The organism is Paenibacillus sp. FSL K6-1230 (assembly GCF_038002385.1).
Taxonomy (GTDB): domain Bacteria; phylum Bacillota; class Bacilli; order Paenibacillales; family Paenibacillaceae; genus Paenibacillus; species Paenibacillus massiliensis.
Map to the genome: position 1 here is coordinate 2974536 of NZ_JBBOCK010000001.1, position 19366 is coordinate 2993901.

The window sequence follows — 19366 nt, forward strand, 5'->3', positions numbered from 1 at the left end:
TGCTCATGGTGCGGAAGAAGTGGAGGCAAGGACTATTGCTGCTGATGTGCTTGATGCTCGTTCCACAGCTGTCGGGGTGTTGGGATTCGACGGAATTGAATGAGCGAGCGGTCGTAGCTGCGATCGGTATTGATCGTTCGGAGCAGCAGCGATACGAAGTTGCATTCCAGATCATCGTGGCAGATGAGATTGCCAGCAGCAAGGCAAGAGGCACCACCCCAGTCATTTTATATCGAGAGACAGGCAATACCATAATGGAAGCCACGCGTAAAGCCGCCCGAAAAGTACCGCGCAGAATCTCTCTAGCACATGTAAGAGTCGTTGTGATCAGTGAGGAATTGGCACGCGAAGGGATCAGCCAGCTAGTGGACTTTCTGGAACGAGATGCGGAGACGCGCCTGACCATGCGGGTCTTGATAGCACGCAAAAATAAGGCGAAAGTGCTGCTGTCTACGATGACATCAATCGGGCGTATTCCTGCCAATGATATAACAGGCAAGCTGGAGTCATCAGAGCGTGTATATGGTGAAGCCTACGTGGTTAATATTGATGATGTCATTCGCAGCATGAATACAGACGGAAGTGGACCAGTCATCGCTGGTGTGGAATTAACAGGTAATGTCGAGAATGCTCCAAAGAAAGATAATGTCGAGAAAATTATCCCTGATGCTACGATCTATATGCATGGGACCAGTATATTTCGGAGCGACAAGCTGGTCAGCTGGCTTGATGGGGAAGAAGCAATGGGATTGTCTATTATTAAGAACAAGATTAGGAGTCGGATATCCTCACTCGCGTGTGGTAAGGAGCCAGATTCTATAATTGTTGAGTCTGACTTTGTCAAATCTGATCTAGATGTATCCTTCCAGCGTGGAGAACCAGTCTTTACACTGGTCATCAAGCAGACGGGTATGCTCTCGGAGGTGAATTGCCCTCTGGATCTGACTGGGACTGACATTATTGAAGCTATACAGAATGACTGGAGCAAGGATACGCGAGAGCTAGTGATATCTACCGTGAGGGCGGCTCAGCGTTCTCATACGGATGTACTCGGATTTGGGGAGAAGTTGAAGCGTCAGAATCCCAAGTATTGGTCGCGAATTTCCAAGGATTGGGGCAAGGCGTTTTCCGATAGTACGGTACAGGTTAGAGTCATTTCCATCATCAAGCATACCCAGACGCGATCAAGCCCCTTCTCCGAGCGGACAGGATAACTTCATGGAGGCAGGACTGTGAAAAAAAAAGAGCTGGACGCCTTACAAATGTTTTTGCTGCTGTTACATTTCGAATTTGGTACAGCTCTCGTCGTCAATCCCGCAAAGAATGCAGGCAGAGACTCATGGATCGCCATGATTATTGGTGCTGCTGGGGGAATGATTCTGGTGCTGTGTTATAGTGGCCTCCATCGCAGATTTCCTGATTTGAACTTAACGGGTTACAGCAAGCAATTGCTTGGTAAGATCCTGGGGACAGTTGTTGGGGTCCTGTATCTACTGTTCTTTCTGTATGACACCACACGAGATCTGCGCGACGGAATCTCACTGATCCAGATTCGGGCGTTAAACACGACTCCCATACTAGTCATTGGGCTTCTGCTGATCGGTGTAGCTGTGTATGTATTGTATCTGGGAATACATGTGCTGGGCCGAATAGCTATTCTTTACGGTATTTTGTCGATGTTCCTAATGCTTACGATGCTGTTGCTGCTCTCATTTTCGGGTGTTATTGATTTACACAATCTGTTGCCCGTCGCCTCACAAGGGTGGAAGCCGATTCTTGGGATTGGTGGAACCAGTGCATTAATGTTTCCTTATGGTGAGCTGGTCAGCTTCGCCATGGTGCTACCCGCCATGTCCAAGAAGTACAACTCTATAGCGGTCTGCCTGACAGCAGTCTTTTTTGGGGGAACGATGTTGACTGAAGTGACGGTACTCATGGTAGCCAGCCTTGGCAATGAGCTGTTTGTCCAAACTACTCATCCTTTTCTAACTATGATTAACCGGATTGAAGTATCTGATTTTATCGACAGAGTCGATGTACTGGGAGTAATGGCTGTAATTATAGGCATCTTTTTCAAAGTTACAGTGTTATTCTATGCGGCTCTGCGAGTGGCAGAGGGTCTATTCAGTGTTCCTTATCGAAAGCTGCTGCTTCCATTCGGTATCATCATACTTTTGTCCTCGCTACTGATTGCCCCCAATCTGGAGGAACATCTGCAAGAAAGTGACTTTATATTGGTGCATGTCTATCCACTATTTGTGATCGTCATTCCTTTCTTGCTTCTAGCTGTAGCGTGGATGCAAGGAGGGAGGAGGAAGAGAAGTCCTGAACCTGATGATCAAGGTTAACGGCCTTTAACCCGCTGCTGTTTCTCGCTGGATTGGACCTCAGTCGGCATCTTGTACAGGTTAAGATAACCACGTATAGCTGTAGGTAGGGCCTTGCCTAACCGCTTGTTGAATAAGGAGATGATGAAGCATAGCACTAGGAACATCAACATGAATATCTCCGATGGGTGTAAAGTACGAATGATGTTGGACATGACCTTCAGAGGATGTCGGACACCATAGAGCCAATCCAGTAGTAGATTGCTCCCTAGAGCCAATACCAGAACTAGCATAAATATTCCAAGCTTCTTCACATCTACACGATCCCCCTTAAATCTGATTTCTTAATAAGCATATTATCTCACTGTCTAATCAATTTTATAGGCTGAAAAAGGCACCTGTACGACTGGAGCATACAGATGCCATTATTGCTACGGAAATGATTAGAAGTCAAAGTTATCCGGGTCGGGGCCAACACGCATATCCTGATTCAAGCTGCTGATCAGCTGCATATCCTCCGAAGATAGCTCAAAATCAAACACATTAGCATTTTCTGCAATGCGATGTGCCTTGATGGACTTCGGAATGGTTACTACGCCATTCTGCAGGTCCCAGCGGATAATGATCTGGGCAACCGACTTCCCATGTCTCGTAGCAATCTCCTGAAGCTCCTTGTGCTCAAGCAATTGCCCCTGCATAAGAGGGGACCAAGCCTCCAATTGAATGCCATGCTTCTGACAGTAGGCTCTAAGCTCAAGCTGTGTAAGGCGAGGATGGTATTCCACCTGATTGACCATGGGCTTGATCTCTGCATCCTTCATTAGCTCCTCCAGATGATGAATCTGGAAGTTACTGACACCAATGGCTTTGACGCGTCCTGTTGTGTACAGCGTCTCCAGAGCTCGCCAGGCCTTTTTGAATTTTCCTTCAACAGGCCAGTGGATAAGGTATAGATCCAGGTATTCCAGACCTAACTTACGCAGACTTTCATCATAGGCCTGCAGCGTGGATTCATAGCCTAGCTCGCTATTCCACACCTTGGAGGTGACAAATAGGTCTTCGCGCTCTATGCCTGCTGCCTCTAGGCCTTCACGAATACCAAGACCGACACCTTCTTCATTAGCATAGATGGCAGCCGTATCCACACTGCGATAGCCTTGGGTGATAGCTTCGCGCACAGCGCTTACCAGCTCGGGGCCTTCTTCGACCTTGAATACCCCAAGTCCAAGCCAGGGCATCTTGACCCCGTTCGCCAATACCGTTGTATCCTGTAAATGAGTTGCCATATCTTTTTCCTCCACTCACAATCATATATTTTGCCAATATCCTAATAGCTCGAATTGTAGGAAATGAATTTCAGTTCACTACCGTTGACCATTGCCATTATGCTGCAAAGGATTCGTTTTGTGAAGAACGTACTTTTTTGTAATATAGGTACTCCAAAGTGCCATAGGTACTTGAAAGTGCTATAGATACTCGGTAGTGCTATAGATACTGGAAAGGGACACAGGAGCATTCTGGCGATTACTTCGTACCGCTTCGATAGGCACTGGGACTGACGCCGGTTGCTCTTTTGAAGGTACGCGAGAAATAGGGAAGATCCATACCGAGCTGCTCAGCAGTCTCCGAAATGGACAGATCGGTAAACGAAAGTAGTCTTTTTGCCTTATCCATACGCTTTTGCTGGACATAATGCATAGGCGTGACGCCCATTAATCTTTTGAAATAGGGAATGAAGTAATTCGGATGCAGATGAATGATATCCGCCAGGGCGTCAATCTCGATCTGGCGATCCAGATGCTCTTCAATATACTGAAGCACACTTCCAAGCTTGTGGCGTTCCTCATGATAGAGGAAACGATTAAGCTCTGTAGCATACTCGCACTGCTCCATACAGTAGGCAAGAATATGAAGAAGTGCAGCTTTGAGGCGTAATGGAGCGAGATAACCACCTTGATGAAACTGCTCCTCCATATCCAGAAATAGACTTCGTGTTGCCTCAGGATCGGCTGCATCGACAAGGATCAAGCCGACATCGGCTGGAAAGAGAGGCCATTCCCCGATCTTGGCGTCAAAATGACAAAAATGACGTGTATAGGGGTGCAAACGAGAGGTAATGGCTGTCTGAACAGAGCCTGCCGGCATGATCATAAGCTGTCTAGGCCTAGGATAATAGGTCTCACCATTCACTATGACAGACCCTTCGCCATCTGCAATGTAATATAGCCGACAGAATGAAGGGATCTCATCGGTATGATTCCAGCCTGCAAATTGGGACTTTGAATGAACTAATGATATAGATACCTTGAGATTCTCCAGCAGATTCTCGCTAAAGGATAGGGATTCAGACATACTGCAGCCTCCTGCTTCGTGTCCGTAATAGTTGTTTTTATTATAATCCAAACAATTGGCATGAACACCTTAGTATTGTACAAATATGCCTTAGTTTCAGGTATTCTACTTCCAATGAAAACGTTATATTCTCTATCCATACCATAACCAAGGAGGTTATCCAAGCGGAATGGAGAAGGTACGTTACGGAATTATTGGCATCGGGAATATGGGGAAGTCCCATGCTATTCAGCTGTTGAATCAGATAGAGGGGGCCGAGTTAGCCGCCGTATGTGATATATCCCCAGAGCGCCTGAAGTGGGCTAAGGAAGAGCTGCCAGCAGGGATACATCACTATGAGCAGCCTGAGGCCATGCTCCAGTCGGGTCTGATTGACGCAGTGATTGTCGCTACACCGCATTATGACCATCCCACCCTTGCCATTCAGGCGTTCGAGGCAGGCTTGCATGTGCTGATCGAGAAGCCGGCAGGTGTCTACACCAAGGCGGTCAGACAGATGAATGAGAAGGCGGCGGCTTCGGACCGGGTGTTCGGCATTATGTATAATCAGCGAACCAATCCACTGTACCAGAAGCTGAAGGAGCTGATATCGTCAGGTGAGCTGGGAGAAGTCCGCCGTACCAATTGGATTGTCACGAATTGGTACCGCTCTCAAAGCTACTATGATTCAGGTGGCTGGCGAGCGACCTGGGCTGGAGAGGGTGGAGGCGTCTTATTGAATCAGGACCCGCATCAGCTAGACCTGTGGCAGTGGACGACAGGGTTGATGCCGACGAGAGTCCGAGCATTCTGTTATTTTGGCAAATACCACGATATTGAGGTAGAGGATGATGTGACGGCCTATGTGGAATACGCCAATGGAGCTACCGGGCTGTTCGTCACGACTACTGGAGAGGCACCCGGTACGAATCGATTCGAGGTGAACGGTACACGTGGCAAAATCGTCGTGGAGGATGGGAAGCTTACCTTCTGGCGACTGCGCGTCCCCGAGCCTGAATGGAATGCAAGCTACACTGGTGGATTCGGCTCGCCAGAATGCTGGACCTGCGACATTCCTGTTCCTGACGGGCATGGAGAGCAGCATGTGGGCATTCTTCGGAATTTTACAAATGCGATCCTGCACGGCGAACAGCTACTGGCCCCCGGTGAGGAGGGTATTCATGGGCTTACCTTGTCCAATGCGATGTATCTGTCTGCTTGGGAGGATGACTGGGTCGACCTTCCACTGGATGAGGATCGGTTCCTGGAGCTGCTGGAGCGCAAAATTGCTGACTCAAAATATGTAAAGAAGAACGTGGGTGATATTGCGCTGGACGTGACGGGAACCCACTAAGACGAACTGAAGGAGGAACACATGCCATGACACCGGAAAAATTGGCTGTTCAGCTATATACGCTGCGTAATTACACGCAGACAGAGGAGGGACTCAGGGAGACGCTCTCCAAGGTGGCCAAGATAGGCTACCGTTCTGTGCAGGTATCTGGTATTGGTCCGATACCACCTCACACGGTTAAGCAATTGGCCGATGAAGTGGGTCTGTCCATATGCGCTACTCATATTCCGTGGGATCGGCTGGAGAACAACCTGGAAGCGGTTGCTGAGCAGCATAAGCTGTGGAACTGCTCGTACGTAGGTCTTGGGGGAATGCCTCAGGCTTTCCGGGGCTCGGCAGAGGGCTATCGAGCTTTCATTGCAAAAGCAGGGTCCATTGCGAATAAGCTCAAGCATGACTACAGTCTGCAATTCGTATACCACAATCACCATTTTGAATTTGAGCGCTTCGAGGGGAAGGCTGGCCTGCAAATCATACTTGATGAGACGGACCCGGCTTCGTTCGGCCTGGAGCTGGACTTGTACTGGATTCAGGCAGGTGGGGGCGACCCGGTGGAATGGATTCGCAAGGCTGCTGGACGGATGCAGGTTGTGCATTTCAAGGATATGACGATCGTAGCCGAGAAGCAGCTATTTGCGGAGATTGGTGAAGGAAACATGAACTATCCTGCGATTATTAAGGCCTGTAATGAAGCAGGCATCGAGTGGGTGGTAGTCGAACAGGATGAGTGTCAGCGCGATCCGTTCGAGAGCATTGAGATCAGCTGGCAGTATCTGCTTGGGAAGTGCGAGGAGGAGATAACAGCATGAATACGAACAATGGCATGATATATGCCCCAGTCTTTGAAGCCAAGCCCGTCGTACAGCCCGGAGAATTTGTATTTGCAGCCATGGCATTGGACCATGGACATATCTATGGAATGTGTAATGGATTGCTTGAAGCAGGCGGAACATTGAAATGGGTGTACGATCCAGACCCGGTCAAGGTGCAGGAATTCATAGCGCGATATCCGGATGTACAGGCTGCACAATCTCCTGAAGAGATACTGGAGGATGCTGATGTCCGACTGGTAGCCGCCGCCGCTATACCTTGTGAGAGAGGGCCTCTGGGCATTCAGGTGATGAATGCAGGCAAGGACTATTTTACCGATAAGACGCCATTCACTGAACTGGAGCAATTGGAGGCAGCCAGACAAGTGGTACAACGAACTGGACGAAAATACATGGTGTATTATAGCGAACGTTTGCACGTGGAAAGTGCTGTATATGCAGGCCAATTGATTCAAGAGGGAGCCATTGGACGTGTCATTCAGGTAATGGGTACAGGACCCCATCGTCTGAGTGCGCCTGATCGACCGGCATGGTTCTTCGAGAAGAGCAAATATGGAGGCATTCTCTGCGATATTGGTAGCCATCAGATCGAGCAATTTCTGTATTATGCAGGCTGCAAGGATGCTAGCGTGGTTCGTAGTCATGTGGGGAATTATGCAAATGCCAGCTACCCGGAATTGGAGGATTTCGGGGACGCCATGCTGGTTGGCGACAATGGAGCAACGAACTATTTTCGGGTGGACTGGTTCACTCCAAGTGGACTCAGCGTATGGGGCGATGGCAGATGTACAATTCTGGGAACGGAAGGATATATCGAGCTTCGAAAATATGTAGATATTGCCCGCTCCGAGAAAGGTGATCATGTCTACTGGGTGGATCAAAAAGGAGAACATTACTTGGACGTGGGAGGTAAAGTGGGTTATCCCTTCTTCGGAGAGCTGATTCTCGATTGCTTGCATCGAACCGAGCGTGCTATGACACAGCACCATGTCTTCAAGGCAGCGGAGCTATGTCTTCAAGCTCAGGCTCAAGCCGTGAATCTCGTATCCGCTGGAGGTCAGGTAGATCATGGTGAAATGAGGCGATAGCTATGAAGGAGATTGGAGTGGCCATTGTCGGCTGTGGCAATATCAGCACGGTTCATGCACAGGCGTTATCCGAATTGGAAGGCGTTCAGCTGCGTGCGGTAGTCGATACCGATCTGGAGCGAGCTCACTCAATAGGAAGGGAGTATGGATGTGAAGCACTGGGTGATATACATCAGTTGACCCAAAGATCAGACATTCAGGTCGTACATCTATGTACGCCGCATCATCTCCACGTTCCAATGGCGCTAATGATGCTGAAGTCGGGTAAGCATGTGCTCACCGAGAAGCCAATGTCGCATACACTTGGGGAGGGCAGACAACTGATTGAAGCTGCTTTAACTAGTGGATTACAGCTCGGCGTATGCTTCCAGAATCGCTATAATGAATCGTCCATCCGCATCAAGGAGATGACAAGCTCCGGTGAGCTCGGAAAACTTGTGGGAATGAAGGCCGTCCTGACCTGGTACAGGGAAGAGGCTTATTATACGCAGAGTCCGTGGCGTGGGCAATGGGCAACGGAAGGTGGCGGTGTCCTGATGAACCAGGCCATTCATACCTTGGATCTGCTGCAATGGTTCGGTGGCAAGATCGCTAGCGTTCATGGAAGTGTGACGACGGACGCACTGGGACATTGCATTGAGGTGGAGGATACGGCGCACGCGAGGATACGCTTTGCCAATGGGGCCACAGCCATATTCTACGCTACGAATGGATATATCGAGAATTCACCACTTGAGCTGGAGATCGTCTTCGAGGAGGGGAGACTGATCCAGCGAAGCCATTCGTTATTCCTTCAGAAGGATGGGCAAGAGATAGTGCTCTGCGAACCACCCGCATACGATGGATTCACAGGGCGATCCTACTGGGGGATCAGTCATGTTCATTTGATTCAGCATTATTATCAGTGCCTGAAGTCTGGCAGACCATTCCCGATTGATGCCTTGGAAGGACTGAAGGCTGTACAGTTAATCCATGAGATCTATGAATCTTCTATTCATAGAAGAACCTCGTAACGGCAGCTGAATAGAGAAATTCAACCCAGAGTCCAGCAAAATCATCTCGTACTTGTTTCGAAGTTAATACGAAATTCACAATTAATATCATGCTCTGCTGGGTAACGCTAGTAGGGCTTTTCTGTTTTGATGGTGCGCTTTGAATAAAAGTGCATCAAGCCGTACAACTTAAGGAAAATATAGTAAAGAGGGCTATTATGAAATTCAAAAAGCACAAAAAATTCTTTAAGCCATTTAAAAATGCCCCCAGAGACCATTATCACGAGCCTAGTAACACAAACACTGAAGATGTGTCTGACCTTCAGCGAATGAGCATAGTCGATTGGATTCAAAAAAAAATAGGTGGAAGTTCAGACGTCGTTTTTCGTATACTATCCACTTCAAGTGAAACGTGCAATTCTCAAGTGACAATTATCTATATCGAAGGCCTTGTAGATCAACAATTACTAACGAAGATGTTAGATGTATTGTCTAATACAGAGACTAGCCTTCGTGATGCGCTCGATCCAGTAACTTGGCTGAAAACCCACCTCCCAGTAGGGAGTCTCAAGTCTACAGATAAAAATAAGCTTCTAAAAATGATCCTTGATGGCCAGGCGGCAATCATTGTTGATGACGAGAACGCAGCCTTTACTGTAGCGATTGCGGGTGGAGTTCGAAGATCGGTTGAAGAACCAACGTCACAAACGGTTCTGCGCGGCCCCAAAGAGGGGTTCACGGAGGACATCTCCACAAACATGGCTCTTCTACGTAGAATAATGCGAACACCAGAGCTGCAATTCGATTCTTTAACAATTGGAGAATATACACAAACCAAAGTGTCTGTAGCTTTTATCAAGGGTATTGCTGATCCGAATGTGGTTAAGGAAGTGAAAAAGCGACTTGAATCCATCAATACAGATAGTATTTTGGAGAGTGGATATATTGAGGAATTTATACAGGACGGGGTATACACACCTTTTCCAACGATTTTGGATACGGAGCGTCCTGATGCTGTAGCTGGTGGGTTATTGGAAGGGTTAGTAGCGATTATAGTTGACGGTACTCCCTTCGTGCTTCTTGCTCCCGTGACTTTTTTCAGATTCTTTATATCAAGTGAGGACTACTATCAAAGATATGATATCGCCTCCTTTTTACGAATCATTCGCTTCACTTCTTTCTTTGTTGCGCTCCTGCTACCTTCTTTTTTTATTGCATTAACTACCTTCCAGCAGGAGATGTTACCTACAACCCTGTTAATTAGTCTTGCTGCTCAGCGGGAGAATACCCCTTTGCCCGCAGTAGTGGAGGCCCTTCTCATGGAACTGACTTTTGAAGTCATACGGGAAGCAGGTGTGCGTATGCCACGGGCAATAGGTCCAGCTATCTCTATTGTTGGAGCCTTGGTATTGGGGCAGTCAGCTGTTCAAGCGGGGCTTGTCTCGGCGGCTATGGTCATCGTGGTCTCGTTTACGGCCATATCCAACTTCGTGCTGCCAGCCATAAATATGGCTTCTGCTGTTCGATTGTTGCGTTTTGCACTCATGTTGCTTGCTGGCTCACTAGGTTTATTCGGCATTTTAGTAGGATTGGTGCCGATCTTGGTTCACTTGGTATCTCTTCAAACATTCGGTGTGCCCTATCTCCTACCCGCATCGCCCTTCAAGAGTAATAATATGAAGGATTTTGTATTTCGTTTTCCTTGGTGGAAAATGCGAACAAGGCCTGCCATGATCGGTGATAACAATCACATCAGACAGGGACCCGAACAGAAGCCAAATTCTCTATTGACAAGTGATGAACGGAATGATCACTCAGACAATTAGGAGGGGAATGGATGCATAAAATCAGTAAAATTTATGTTTCAGTTATTCTGATATTCATTCTTCCAGGATGCTGGAATCGAATTGAGCTTAATGAAATTGGGATTACGTCGGCTACTGGATTTGACCGGGAAGGGGAAGATTGGTTAGCTACCTACCAAGTCATCGTGCCGTCTTCCATCACTTCCAATACTGGTGGTGGCTCAGGCACCTCTCAACCTGCCGTAAATGTATTCTCTGTAAAAGGCAGTACGATCACGGAAGCAGCCAATTTAAGCAACTTGGACAATCCTCGGAGGTTATATTTGGCGCATAATAACCTAGTTATCATTGGGAAAGAGACCATGGACAGAGGAATCAGCCAACTCATCGACACATACTTGCGAAACACGGAGTCGCGTGAAACAGTGTGGCTGCTCCTGACAGATAAAAAGGCTAACAGTATTCTACGTAAGCTAATCCCACCTGAGAAGGTACCTGGTTCAAGCATTTCGCAAATGCTAATCAAAGAGAAGCGACTTTCTTCTATTTTCCCACCCGTAACGGTGTTTGATTATGCCTATAAAATGAATTCTGACGCAAAGGCCATTGGTATACCCGTGATTACATTAACGGGTACCGACAACTCCGGAAATGAAAAAGATCTGGAATCACTGGATATTTATAAGGAGGTTAGCCCAGCACTAAAAGTTCGAGTTTCTGAGCTAGCTATTATTCAAAACGACCGCCTCGTTGGACACATGAATCAGCATGAGAGCAGAGGACTCAGCTGGCTTACAAATAAAGTGAATGGAACGGTCATGTCCTTATCTTCCTCAGCACAGAAACCTAAACAGAATATCTCTCTTACTGTTTTACAATCCAAAACGAGACTTCAACTAGTGAAACAAGGATATCACTACATCATGAATGTCAAGGTTAAGGCAAAGGCGAATATAAGTGAATCTGGGTCCAAGCTGAATTTGTCCCAAGTGACGTCGGTCAAGCAAATAGAGGATCAGGCGGCAAAGAAAATTGGAGACGAAATTCGTGCGAGCTGGGAAGTTATGCAGCAGCTTGGGGCAGATTTGGGCGGATTTGCTGATATCATCCATCGTAAGTATCCCAAGGACTGGAGAGAAATTGAAAAGAATTGGGGAAAAGAGTTTAAGAACATGGATCTGAATGTTCAGGTTAACGTGACAATAAAACGGCCCGGAATGTTCCAGAATTCGTTTCGGAATCTAGAATAAAAACTAGTCCATCATCGAAGGAGAAGTGTCTTGAGTAAATTGACCCCAAAACTGTCGGATTTGGTAATCGCATTTTCTCTTTTTGAAGTAGGGAGCACCACATTGTTCTTATTAGGGGGGGGTGCAAAACAGGATGCTTGGCTTGCTATGTTGATTGGCTCTGTCATCGGATTTTTCTTATTAATGATGTATCTCTGGATACATCATTTGGATCGAGGTAGAGACCTATATGAGCTTTTACAATATTATATGGGGAAAATCCCCGGACGGGTGTTGGGTTTCCTTTTCGCCGTGTATTTCCTGTATGAAACTTCACGCAATTTGCGGGATATGGGGGAAGTAACGGAGCTTACTTTGTTAAACAGGACTCCTATCGCCTTTATTATGTTCATTGCCATCGTGGTTGTGGGGAATACGGTTAGATATGGGCCTGAGGTACTCATGAGAGCCTGCACCATCCTTCTTCCCGCTTTTATTTTCGGCTACAGTTTATTGCTTTTATTGATTGTAACCACAGATTTGTTACACCTCGAAAATATGTGGCCGATACTCGAAAACGGCATAAAACCGGTCTGGAAAGCTGCCTTTCCGGAAATAGTCTCCTTTCCTTTTGGGCAGGTAGTTCTGTTCCTAACCTTTTTCAAGCTCTCTGAGCACAACTCGAAATTTAACAAAGCTTTATTAGGCTGGTACTGTGTCGTATCTATTATGCTGATTATATTTAATCAGCTTACCATTCTTGTACTTGGGCCTGCTATTGCTGTTAATGCAACAAACCCATTACTGGAAACGGTGCAGCTCATCCGACTTACTGGAATTTTGGAGAGAATGGATGCTCTTTTCGCAATGGTTCTTTTTCTAGGGCTAGGCATTAAAATGGCTGCTTTCTTTATTGGTGCTGTGACAGGCCTGAGTCGAATTTCTAACATAAGATATAAGACACTAATAATACCTACTGGCATAGCGATTTACTGGTTATCATTTTTATCTCCCAGGTATGCAGAGTATATATGGTTAGGGTTGAACGTATCCGTTACATGGATAGCACCATTCTTTCAAATCCTGGTACCTCTGTTACTTGTGCTAGTTATGCTACTACGCAAGGGGAAAAGGTCACAATCCTCACAAAAAACAGGAGGAGAGCGATATAACCGCGTATAAATATGTTAAAGGTTCGACTGAAAACTACGTCAAGAGAATTGGAGGCATTATGAAATTACGTTCTCTTTCCTACCTATGGAAGCTATTGCTATTCTCTGTGGTATTAGGCACTCTTCCAGTCATCGTACTAGGTGCCTTGTCTTATTACAATTCCTCTTTGACTGTACAGAAAAATGTGAACCGAGGAAATGAGCTGCTGTTGCAGCAGACACAGATGGGAGTAGAGCAGATGCTCAGGACCATTGATAACTCAGCAACACAGTTTTTACAGTCCTCGGTCGTGAGCCATGCCTTTAATAAGGAAATTACGAATCAGGATTTTGAAATGGTTCATGAATTATATAAAGGGATCGCCACGATCCAGACCTACGAGCTGGGTATTAAGGAAATCTACCTGATCAGTCTTAGTAGGGAGTGGATGGTATCAGGCACTGGGGTTAATGAATATAGCTCGCCCGATTTCATGCCACAGATGGAAAGCTTCGCCCGTGAACAGACAGGCTCCTTCTGGATCAGGGATAAGAACAGTACTTCACATACGAGTGAATCCGTCTTTTTTGTGAAGAAATACCCCTTTAATGCGGCTAACCCCAAAGGCATCATCAGTGTTGCGTTATCTCCTGACGCGATCGCAAGAAGATTGTCTCTTCAGGACAACAAATTAGGAAACGCTTTCATTATGGACCATGAATTTAAACTGCTTCATCAGCGTGATGATGGAAGTGCGCCAGGACACAATCTATCTGCGGAGCCTTCTTTACAGCCTATTAAGGAAGCAACCACAAGTACAGGACAGTACGTATCCAAGCAAGAAGGGGAGTCCGTAACCGTCACCTATCGTAAATCCTCTTATAATGGCTGGATCTATGTATCCGTGGCCTCGAACGAGCAGGTCAATGAACAGAATCAAATGATCGGCTGGATGACGCTTCTTGTATGCTTTCTCATTTTGCTCATCACGTTATTTTTGGCGTGGATTGGCTCCAGAAGAATGTATAGCCCTATTCGTGCGATTAACACCGCACTTGCCGATGTAGCGGTGACAGCTGATCCGAAGGAGTCTGTGGGTGAACTGCAGGCTATTGGAGAACGTGTTCATTTCCTGCTTCGCAATCAATCGCGGATTACTAATGAGCTTCAGGGACAGCAGACGCAATTGAAGGAATTTTTCATGCATAAGCTGTTCTCAGGAGAGATCAGCAATGATGATTTTGTGGAAAAACTGAGCTGGTATGGATGGAAGTGTCCGTGGCCGACCATGAGCCTGCTTGCCATTCAGATTGACACCCTTGAGGATACCCGTTATGAAGAAGGGAATCGAGATTTGCTCATGTTCGCTATCAATAATATGGTAGAAGAGCTCGTCCCCGCTGAGCAGAGGCTTCTCCCTGTAGTTCGTGCAGATAGCCAAGTAACCTTGATCGGGACCGATCAACAGGGAGAGATGCTAAAGGCACAGCTATTTAAGATGTCCTCTGCAATTCAGGCCGCAATATCTCAGTATTTGAATATTAGTGTAAGTATCGGTATTAGCCGTCCATTCTACATGTTCTCTGCAGCACAGCAGGCTATGTATGAGGCTACAACCGCTTTGAAATTCAGCGCAGGTCTTGGGGAACAGACGATTTTGTTTATTGAAGATGTACAGCCGCAGAAGGGTGATCTGAGTCTTTTTCCGCAAGATAAAGAGCAGTCCTTATTCGATGCAGTCCGGTCTGGGGATTTATCACTAGCTGAAGTGGAGCTGAAGCATTTCATTGAAGCACTTTTCTCGGCACATGCGCCCTTTCAGGATTATCATTTGTCGCTGCTGCGTCTACTGGTGAGCTTTCTAAAATTTGGCCAAGAGCTATCGCTCCCAATGGAACGAATAGGGGAGGATGAAGCCCTACTAGTCCATGAATTGTTCAGGCTTCGCAATACCCGGGAGATGGAACAATGGTTCTGGTCGTTATTCGTACAGCCTTACACCCTGGAGCTTGAGAGCAGACGAAGCCATCAATTTAAGCAAATTTCGGAGAGCATTATCGACATGATTCATCGAGAGTTCGATACGGAGCTGACGCTGGAGTATTGCTCCTCCCGGATTCATTATCATCCGCACTACGTGAGCCGTGTCTTTCGTCAGGAGACCGGAGTGAATTTTGGCGAGTATCTCACATCATACCGCATGGAGATGGCGAAAGTCTGGCTGAAGGAGACCGATATGAAGATCGCTGAGATTGCTAAGCGATTGCAATATAACAATTCTGCTAATTTCATTCGCTCATTTCGCAAAATCATGGGAACGACACCCGGTAAATATCGGGAAGGATTGTAGCTCATAGGGAGGCCTGTAGCGATTACCATCCCCCATAGGAGAGATCAACACGAGTATTGTTCCTATGGGGTGTGGCATCCCTTGCTGCGAAGGTCGTATTATTCTTGACTAGGTTATACCTGACTATGACAATTTAACGTGTACTCAGTGGATTACATGGCACAAGATTATAGAACACATAGGTTATGACTTTCCTGTCTTGGCATATTCGGCATTGATCTCCTCCATGATTTTGCTTCCACCGCCCTGTAGCCACTTATCTACTGCCTGTTGCCACTCCTGCTCACTGGCTGTACCCATAATGAATTTGACGGTCGCATCCTGAATAATCTTATTCAGCTCATTTCCGAGCTCTATAGCCGTGTTCGAGATGAAAGGGGCTGCCGGATTGGGAGTGGCGAAGGTGGCATTGTCCTTGAATAGCTCCGTACTAAGCTGCTCCAGCTCAGTGCCATAGTTCTCGATCTCATTTTGCAAAATCATGAACTGGCTGCTGTCCGTCATCTCAGCCCGCGCCTTGGCATCCGTGCTCTGTACGTATTGTCCACTCTCCAACGTATATTGCATACCCTCAACGCCATACTTCAGCAGATTCTGAATTTCCTTCTCGGATACCTTGTCGAAATAGGTGAGGATCTGTTTAAGCTCTTCCTCCGTTTTGACACTGGTTTTTGGGATCATATACATGCCCAGAAAGCCCGCTCCAGCGCGAGTAGCATCGCCGTTTGGCCCTGCAATCCGGTTAATCAGATCAATCTTGGCTTCCGGTACGACCTTTTTGATGTTTTCCTCAATATTTTTACCGTCAATCATATTGTCGATCCAAAGACCAGCCTTGCCTTTGTACATGACCGTGCGGCCATCCTGCACTAGTGCGAAGTCCTGGTTAATCAGCTTCTCATCATATAGCCTCTTATAGAACTTCAGGGTGTCCATGTATGCCTCCGTCATGTGAGCAGGAATCATCTGACCATCTTTCAGCTCCCATTCATTCGGACCTCCCATGTACACCAGGATATCCTTAAAGCCAGCAATGTTATTGCCTTGCATGCCAACAGCGAGTCCAACTGTATCCTGGCGTCCGTTTTGATCAGGGTCCTGGTTGGCAAACGCTTTCAGAACTTCGTACAACTCATCGAGGTTCTTGGGTGGCTCTAGCTCAAGATTATCCAACCAGTCCTGACGTATCATTAATCCGAAGCGTGCCAGGTCCCGCTCCCGGTACAGACCGTATATTTTGCCGTCGATGGAAACATTGTTCAATACGACATCCGACATCTTACTAAGATTCGGGTAGCTGCTCAGATACGGGCCGACTTCCCAGAACATGCCCGAACGGGCAGCATTAATGATGAAGGAGGCCTTAGGCTCCAAAGCAACGAATGCTTTTGGAAGCTCACCAGAGGCTACTGTAGCACTTAGTTTATCCGTATAAGACGAGGAGGGGACCCATGACACGGATAGGTCTGTATTGGTCTTCTCCTCAAGCTGCGCAAGAATGGAGCTGCTCTCAGGCATTTGCTCCGCATTATAGGTCGGCAGCATCATGGATAGCATCAGTCTTCCGTCAGGGCTGTCTGGACTGGCTCCTTGCGAGGCTTGGTTATTACCCCCGACACAAGCGGTCATGATCAGGCTTAGTGAGATGAGCATAGCTCCTGTGCCGAACCAAGCTGTCCAAGATTGTCTCTTCATTGATGATCCTCCTCTATTTAGGAATCGTTAATTATGGGTGCTCAGCCTTTTACTGACCCGAGCAATACGCCTTTGGCAAAATGCTTCTGCAAAAAAGGATAGACCAGCAAAATCGGTAAGGTAGATACGACGATGACGGCCATTTTCAGTGACTGCTCAGGTGGTGCCACATAATCGGCTTCCATTGCGGTAGAGTCCCCGATTCCACCAGAAGCGAGGATTACAAACTGCCGCAAGAGCACCTGAATCGGCCATTTCGTATTATCGTTGATATACAGGACAGCGTTAAAATAAGTATTCCAGTGGCCTACAGCATAAAACAATGAGAAGGTAGCAATGGCTGGCATGGATAAAGGGATTACAATTCGGAAAAACACACTCAGATCGTTACACCCATCTATCTTAGCAGATTCCTCCAGGCTTTCCGGCAGTTGCTGGAAAAAGTTGCGGATGATAATCAGGTTAAAGGCACTAATCGCTCCGGGAATGAGCAGGGACCAATACGTGTTGATCATTCCCAGTTGCTTGACCACGAGAAAGGTCGGAATCATCCCGCCACTAAATAGCATAGTGAATACAATGAGCATCAGGATGGGGCGGCGAAAATCCATGTCCTTGCGGGCTAGCGGATAGGCCATCAGGCAGGTGAGAAAGATGTTGATGAGCGTGCCGAATAGCGTAATGTAAATGGTAACGAACAAGCTTTTGACAAGTGTCGGGGTAGAGAAAATGTATTTGTATGCATCCAGTGAAAATTCTGTAGGGAATAAAATGAATCCACGTGTTAACAGCTCCTTCTGCGTAGCAAAAGAACCGGCAATCACGTAAATGAAAGGAAGCACGGTGAGCAGAGCGAATGCACTCAATAATGTGATGTTTAAGTAGTCAAAAATCCGGCTTCCCTTGCTGGGTCTGATCGACATTTCCCGTACACGCTCCTTCCTTAATAGATTCCTTCTTCACCGAATTTCTTGGCTAAATGGTTGGCTACGACGACCAGCACTAGACCAACGAGTGACTTGAACAAGCCAACAGCAGTGCTGAAGCTATATTGCCCCTGGCTAATGCCGACGGAATAGACGTAAGTATCAAATACCTCTCCGACATCACGGTTCATTGCATTAAGCATGAGGAAAATCTGTTCAAAGCCTGTATCCAGGAAATGTCCGAGCCGAAGGATCAACAAGATTATGATGGTGCTGCGGATGGCGGGCAGTGTGATATGCCATAGCTGGCGAAGTCGATTCGCTCCATCCATGCGTGCCGCTTCATACAGCTGTGGATCCACACCAGCGAGGGCAGCGAGGAAAATAATCGTACCCCATCCGGTCTCCTTCCAAATGACCTCGGCGGTCACGATGGTCCGAAACCATTCATTGCTTGCGAGAAAGTTGATCTTATCCCAGCCAAAGTACACCAGAAGATCGTTCACAATACCACCTTCAGTGGTCAAGAAAATATAAGCAATTCCGACGACAACGACCCAGGACATGAAATGAGGAATATAGACCAGGGTCTGAATGGTTCGTTTAAACAGGTGGTAGCGAAGCTCGTTCAGCATCAGTGCTATAACAATCGGGAGGGGAAAGAAAAACAAAATGTTGAGCATGGCTAGCACTAGTGTGTTGCGAAAAAGAACCACAAAATTCGGATCATGAAAGAAACGTTCAAAATGCTTCAAGCCTACAAATGGGCTCTCCCAGAAGCCAAGGAAGGGCTGATAGTCTTTAAATGCAATGAGAACCCCATACATTGGCCAATATTTAAAAATGAGAAAATACAATAGTCCCGGGAGAAGCATCAAATAAAGCCAGCGATTTCTTATCATTCGTCCTAATCTCGTGGGGGCTCTGGAAACAGGGTACCTGAGTGACTGCATATTCGCATTTCTTGGCATGTCTTCACATTCCTTTCGCCTTCAGCTTCAATTGGAATTCAATCCATAGCTGTATCTTAGTGGCGGGGGCGAATTGCCGTCGATAGTCCCTGATTGTGGACGTAGCAGATAATTCGTGATTAAGGCGCCAATCATGCGGAGCAGTCATTAGTTGCATTGGTATTCAATGGTTGCTGTTAAGGGTGAAAATGGAGTAACGGAAGGAAGTAGGGCAGAGATATACCAGAAAGTGAGCAACTAAATGAAAAAAGAAGCGTCTCCCTAGCTGGAGATGCTTCTTCCTAATAAGTGTATTCATGTGTCTTGCATAGTCTGG

At 46.9% G+C, this 19366-nt stretch carries 16 protein-coding genes; 10 read left to right on the top strand and 6 right to left on the bottom strand.

Features of this window, described 5'->3' with window-relative positions:
• The first annotated feature begins 5 nt into the window (after positions 1–5).
• Together MKX74_RS12875 and MKX74_RS12880 are read left to right on the top strand one after the other, a co-directional pair.
• On the top strand, positions 6–1214 hold the full coding sequence (locus MKX74_RS12875; protein ID WP_341178636.1) for a Ger(x)C family spore germination protein: 1209 nt from the start codon (positions 6–8) through the stop codon (positions 1212–1214).
• An 18-nt stretch (positions 1215–1232) separates the two neighbouring features.
• Entirely contained in the window at positions 1233–2348 is a 1116-nt protein-coding gene (locus tag MKX74_RS12880; protein WP_341178637.1) for a GerAB/ArcD/ProY family transporter, read from the top strand.
• On the opposite strand, the gene MKX74_RS12885 is transcribed toward MKX74_RS12880, so the two are convergent.
• The 3 genes from MKX74_RS12885 to MKX74_RS12895 all read right to left on the bottom strand — a co-directional run bounded on the left by MKX74_RS12885 (position 2345) and on the right by MKX74_RS12895 (position 4679).
• Positions 2345–2641 carry a hypothetical protein gene (locus MKX74_RS12885; protein ID WP_341178638.1) on the bottom strand — a complete coding sequence of 99 codons (297 nt, stop codon included), beginning with the start codon at positions 2639–2641 and terminating at the stop codon, positions 2345–2347. The two genes, MKX74_RS12880 and MKX74_RS12885, sit on opposite strands and share 4 nt — an antisense overlap.
• A gap of 129 nt (positions 2642–2770) precedes the next feature.
• The gene (locus MKX74_RS12890; RefSeq protein ID WP_341178639.1) at positions 2771–3613 is read right to left on the bottom strand and encodes an aldo/keto reductase; all 843 of its coding nucleotides are present in this window, start codon (positions 3611–3613) and stop codon (positions 2771–2773) included.
• Between the two features lie 238 nt (positions 3614–3851).
• Complete coding sequence (locus MKX74_RS12895) at positions 3852–4679, bottom strand: helix-turn-helix transcriptional regulator (RefSeq protein ID WP_341178640.1); 828 nt, start codon at positions 4677–4679, stop codon at positions 3852–3854.
• A 169-nt stretch (positions 4680–4848) separates the two neighbouring features.
• Here MKX74_RS12895 and MKX74_RS12900 point away from each other — a divergent pair, with 169 nt between their 5' ends.
• The 8 genes from MKX74_RS12900 to MKX74_RS12935 all read left to right on the top strand — a co-directional run bounded on the left by MKX74_RS12900 (position 4849) and on the right by MKX74_RS12935 (position 15458).
• On the top strand, positions 4849–6012 hold the full coding sequence (locus MKX74_RS12900) for a Gfo/Idh/MocA family protein (protein WP_341178641.1): 1164 nt from the start codon (positions 4849–4851) through the stop codon (positions 6010–6012).
• Between the two features lie 26 nt (positions 6013–6038).
• The gene (locus MKX74_RS12905) at positions 6039–6821 is read left to right on the top strand and encodes a sugar phosphate isomerase/epimerase family protein (RefSeq protein WP_341178642.1); all 783 of its coding nucleotides are present in this window, start codon (positions 6039–6041) and stop codon (positions 6819–6821) included.
• Complete coding sequence (locus MKX74_RS12910) at positions 6818–7930, top strand: Gfo/Idh/MocA family protein (RefSeq protein WP_341178643.1); 1113 nt, start codon at positions 6818–6820, stop codon at positions 7928–7930. The genes MKX74_RS12905 and MKX74_RS12910 overlap by 4 nt, the downstream gene beginning before the upstream one ends.
• A 2-nt stretch (positions 7931–7932) precedes the next feature.
• Positions 7933–8943 (top strand): Gfo/Idh/MocA family protein, encoded by a 1011-nt coding sequence (locus tag MKX74_RS12915; RefSeq protein ID WP_341178644.1) that lies wholly within the window; start codon positions 7933–7935, stop codon positions 8941–8943.
• Between the two features lie 197 nt (positions 8944–9140).
• Positions 9141–10748 carry a spore germination protein gene (locus tag MKX74_RS12920; RefSeq protein WP_341178645.1) on the top strand — a complete coding sequence of 536 codons (1608 nt, stop codon included), beginning with the start codon at positions 9141–9143 and terminating at the stop codon, positions 10746–10748.
• 11 nt (positions 10749–10759) lie between these two features.
• The gene (locus tag MKX74_RS12925) at positions 10760–11977 is read left to right on the top strand and encodes a Ger(x)C family spore germination protein (protein WP_341178646.1); all 1218 of its coding nucleotides are present in this window, start codon (positions 10760–10762) and stop codon (positions 11975–11977) included.
• Between the two features lie 30 nt (positions 11978–12007).
• The gene (locus MKX74_RS12930; RefSeq protein ID WP_341178647.1) at positions 12008–13138 is read left to right on the top strand and encodes a GerAB/ArcD/ProY family transporter; all 1131 of its coding nucleotides are present in this window, start codon (positions 12008–12010) and stop codon (positions 13136–13138) included.
• Positions 13139–13187: 49 nt separating this feature from the next.
• The gene (locus tag MKX74_RS12935; RefSeq protein ID WP_341178648.1) at positions 13188–15458 is read left to right on the top strand and encodes an AraC family transcriptional regulator; all 2271 of its coding nucleotides are present in this window, start codon (positions 13188–13190) and stop codon (positions 15456–15458) included.
• Between the two features lie 183 nt (positions 15459–15641).
• Here MKX74_RS12935 and MKX74_RS12940 read toward each other — a convergent pair whose 3' ends face one another.
• Genes MKX74_RS12940 through MKX74_RS12950 form a run of 3 tightly spaced genes read right to left on the bottom strand, consistent with a single transcriptional unit; the run spans position 15642 to position 18981 of the window.
• The gene (locus tag MKX74_RS12940) at positions 15642–17153 is read right to left on the bottom strand and encodes an extracellular solute-binding protein (RefSeq protein WP_341178649.1); all 1512 of its coding nucleotides are present in this window, start codon (positions 17151–17153) and stop codon (positions 15642–15644) included.
• Positions 17154–17194: 41 nt separating this feature from the next.
• Complete coding sequence (locus MKX74_RS12945; RefSeq protein WP_028592745.1) at positions 17195–18076, bottom strand: carbohydrate ABC transporter permease; 882 nt, start codon at positions 18074–18076, stop codon at positions 17195–17197.
• A 20-nt stretch (positions 18077–18096) separates the two neighbouring features.
• Positions 18097–18981: an ABC transporter permease gene (locus tag MKX74_RS12950; protein ID WP_341178650.1), complete on the bottom strand. Its 885-nt coding sequence runs from the start codon at positions 18979–18981 to the stop codon at positions 18097–18099.
• Positions 18982–19366: the final 385 nt, after the last annotated feature.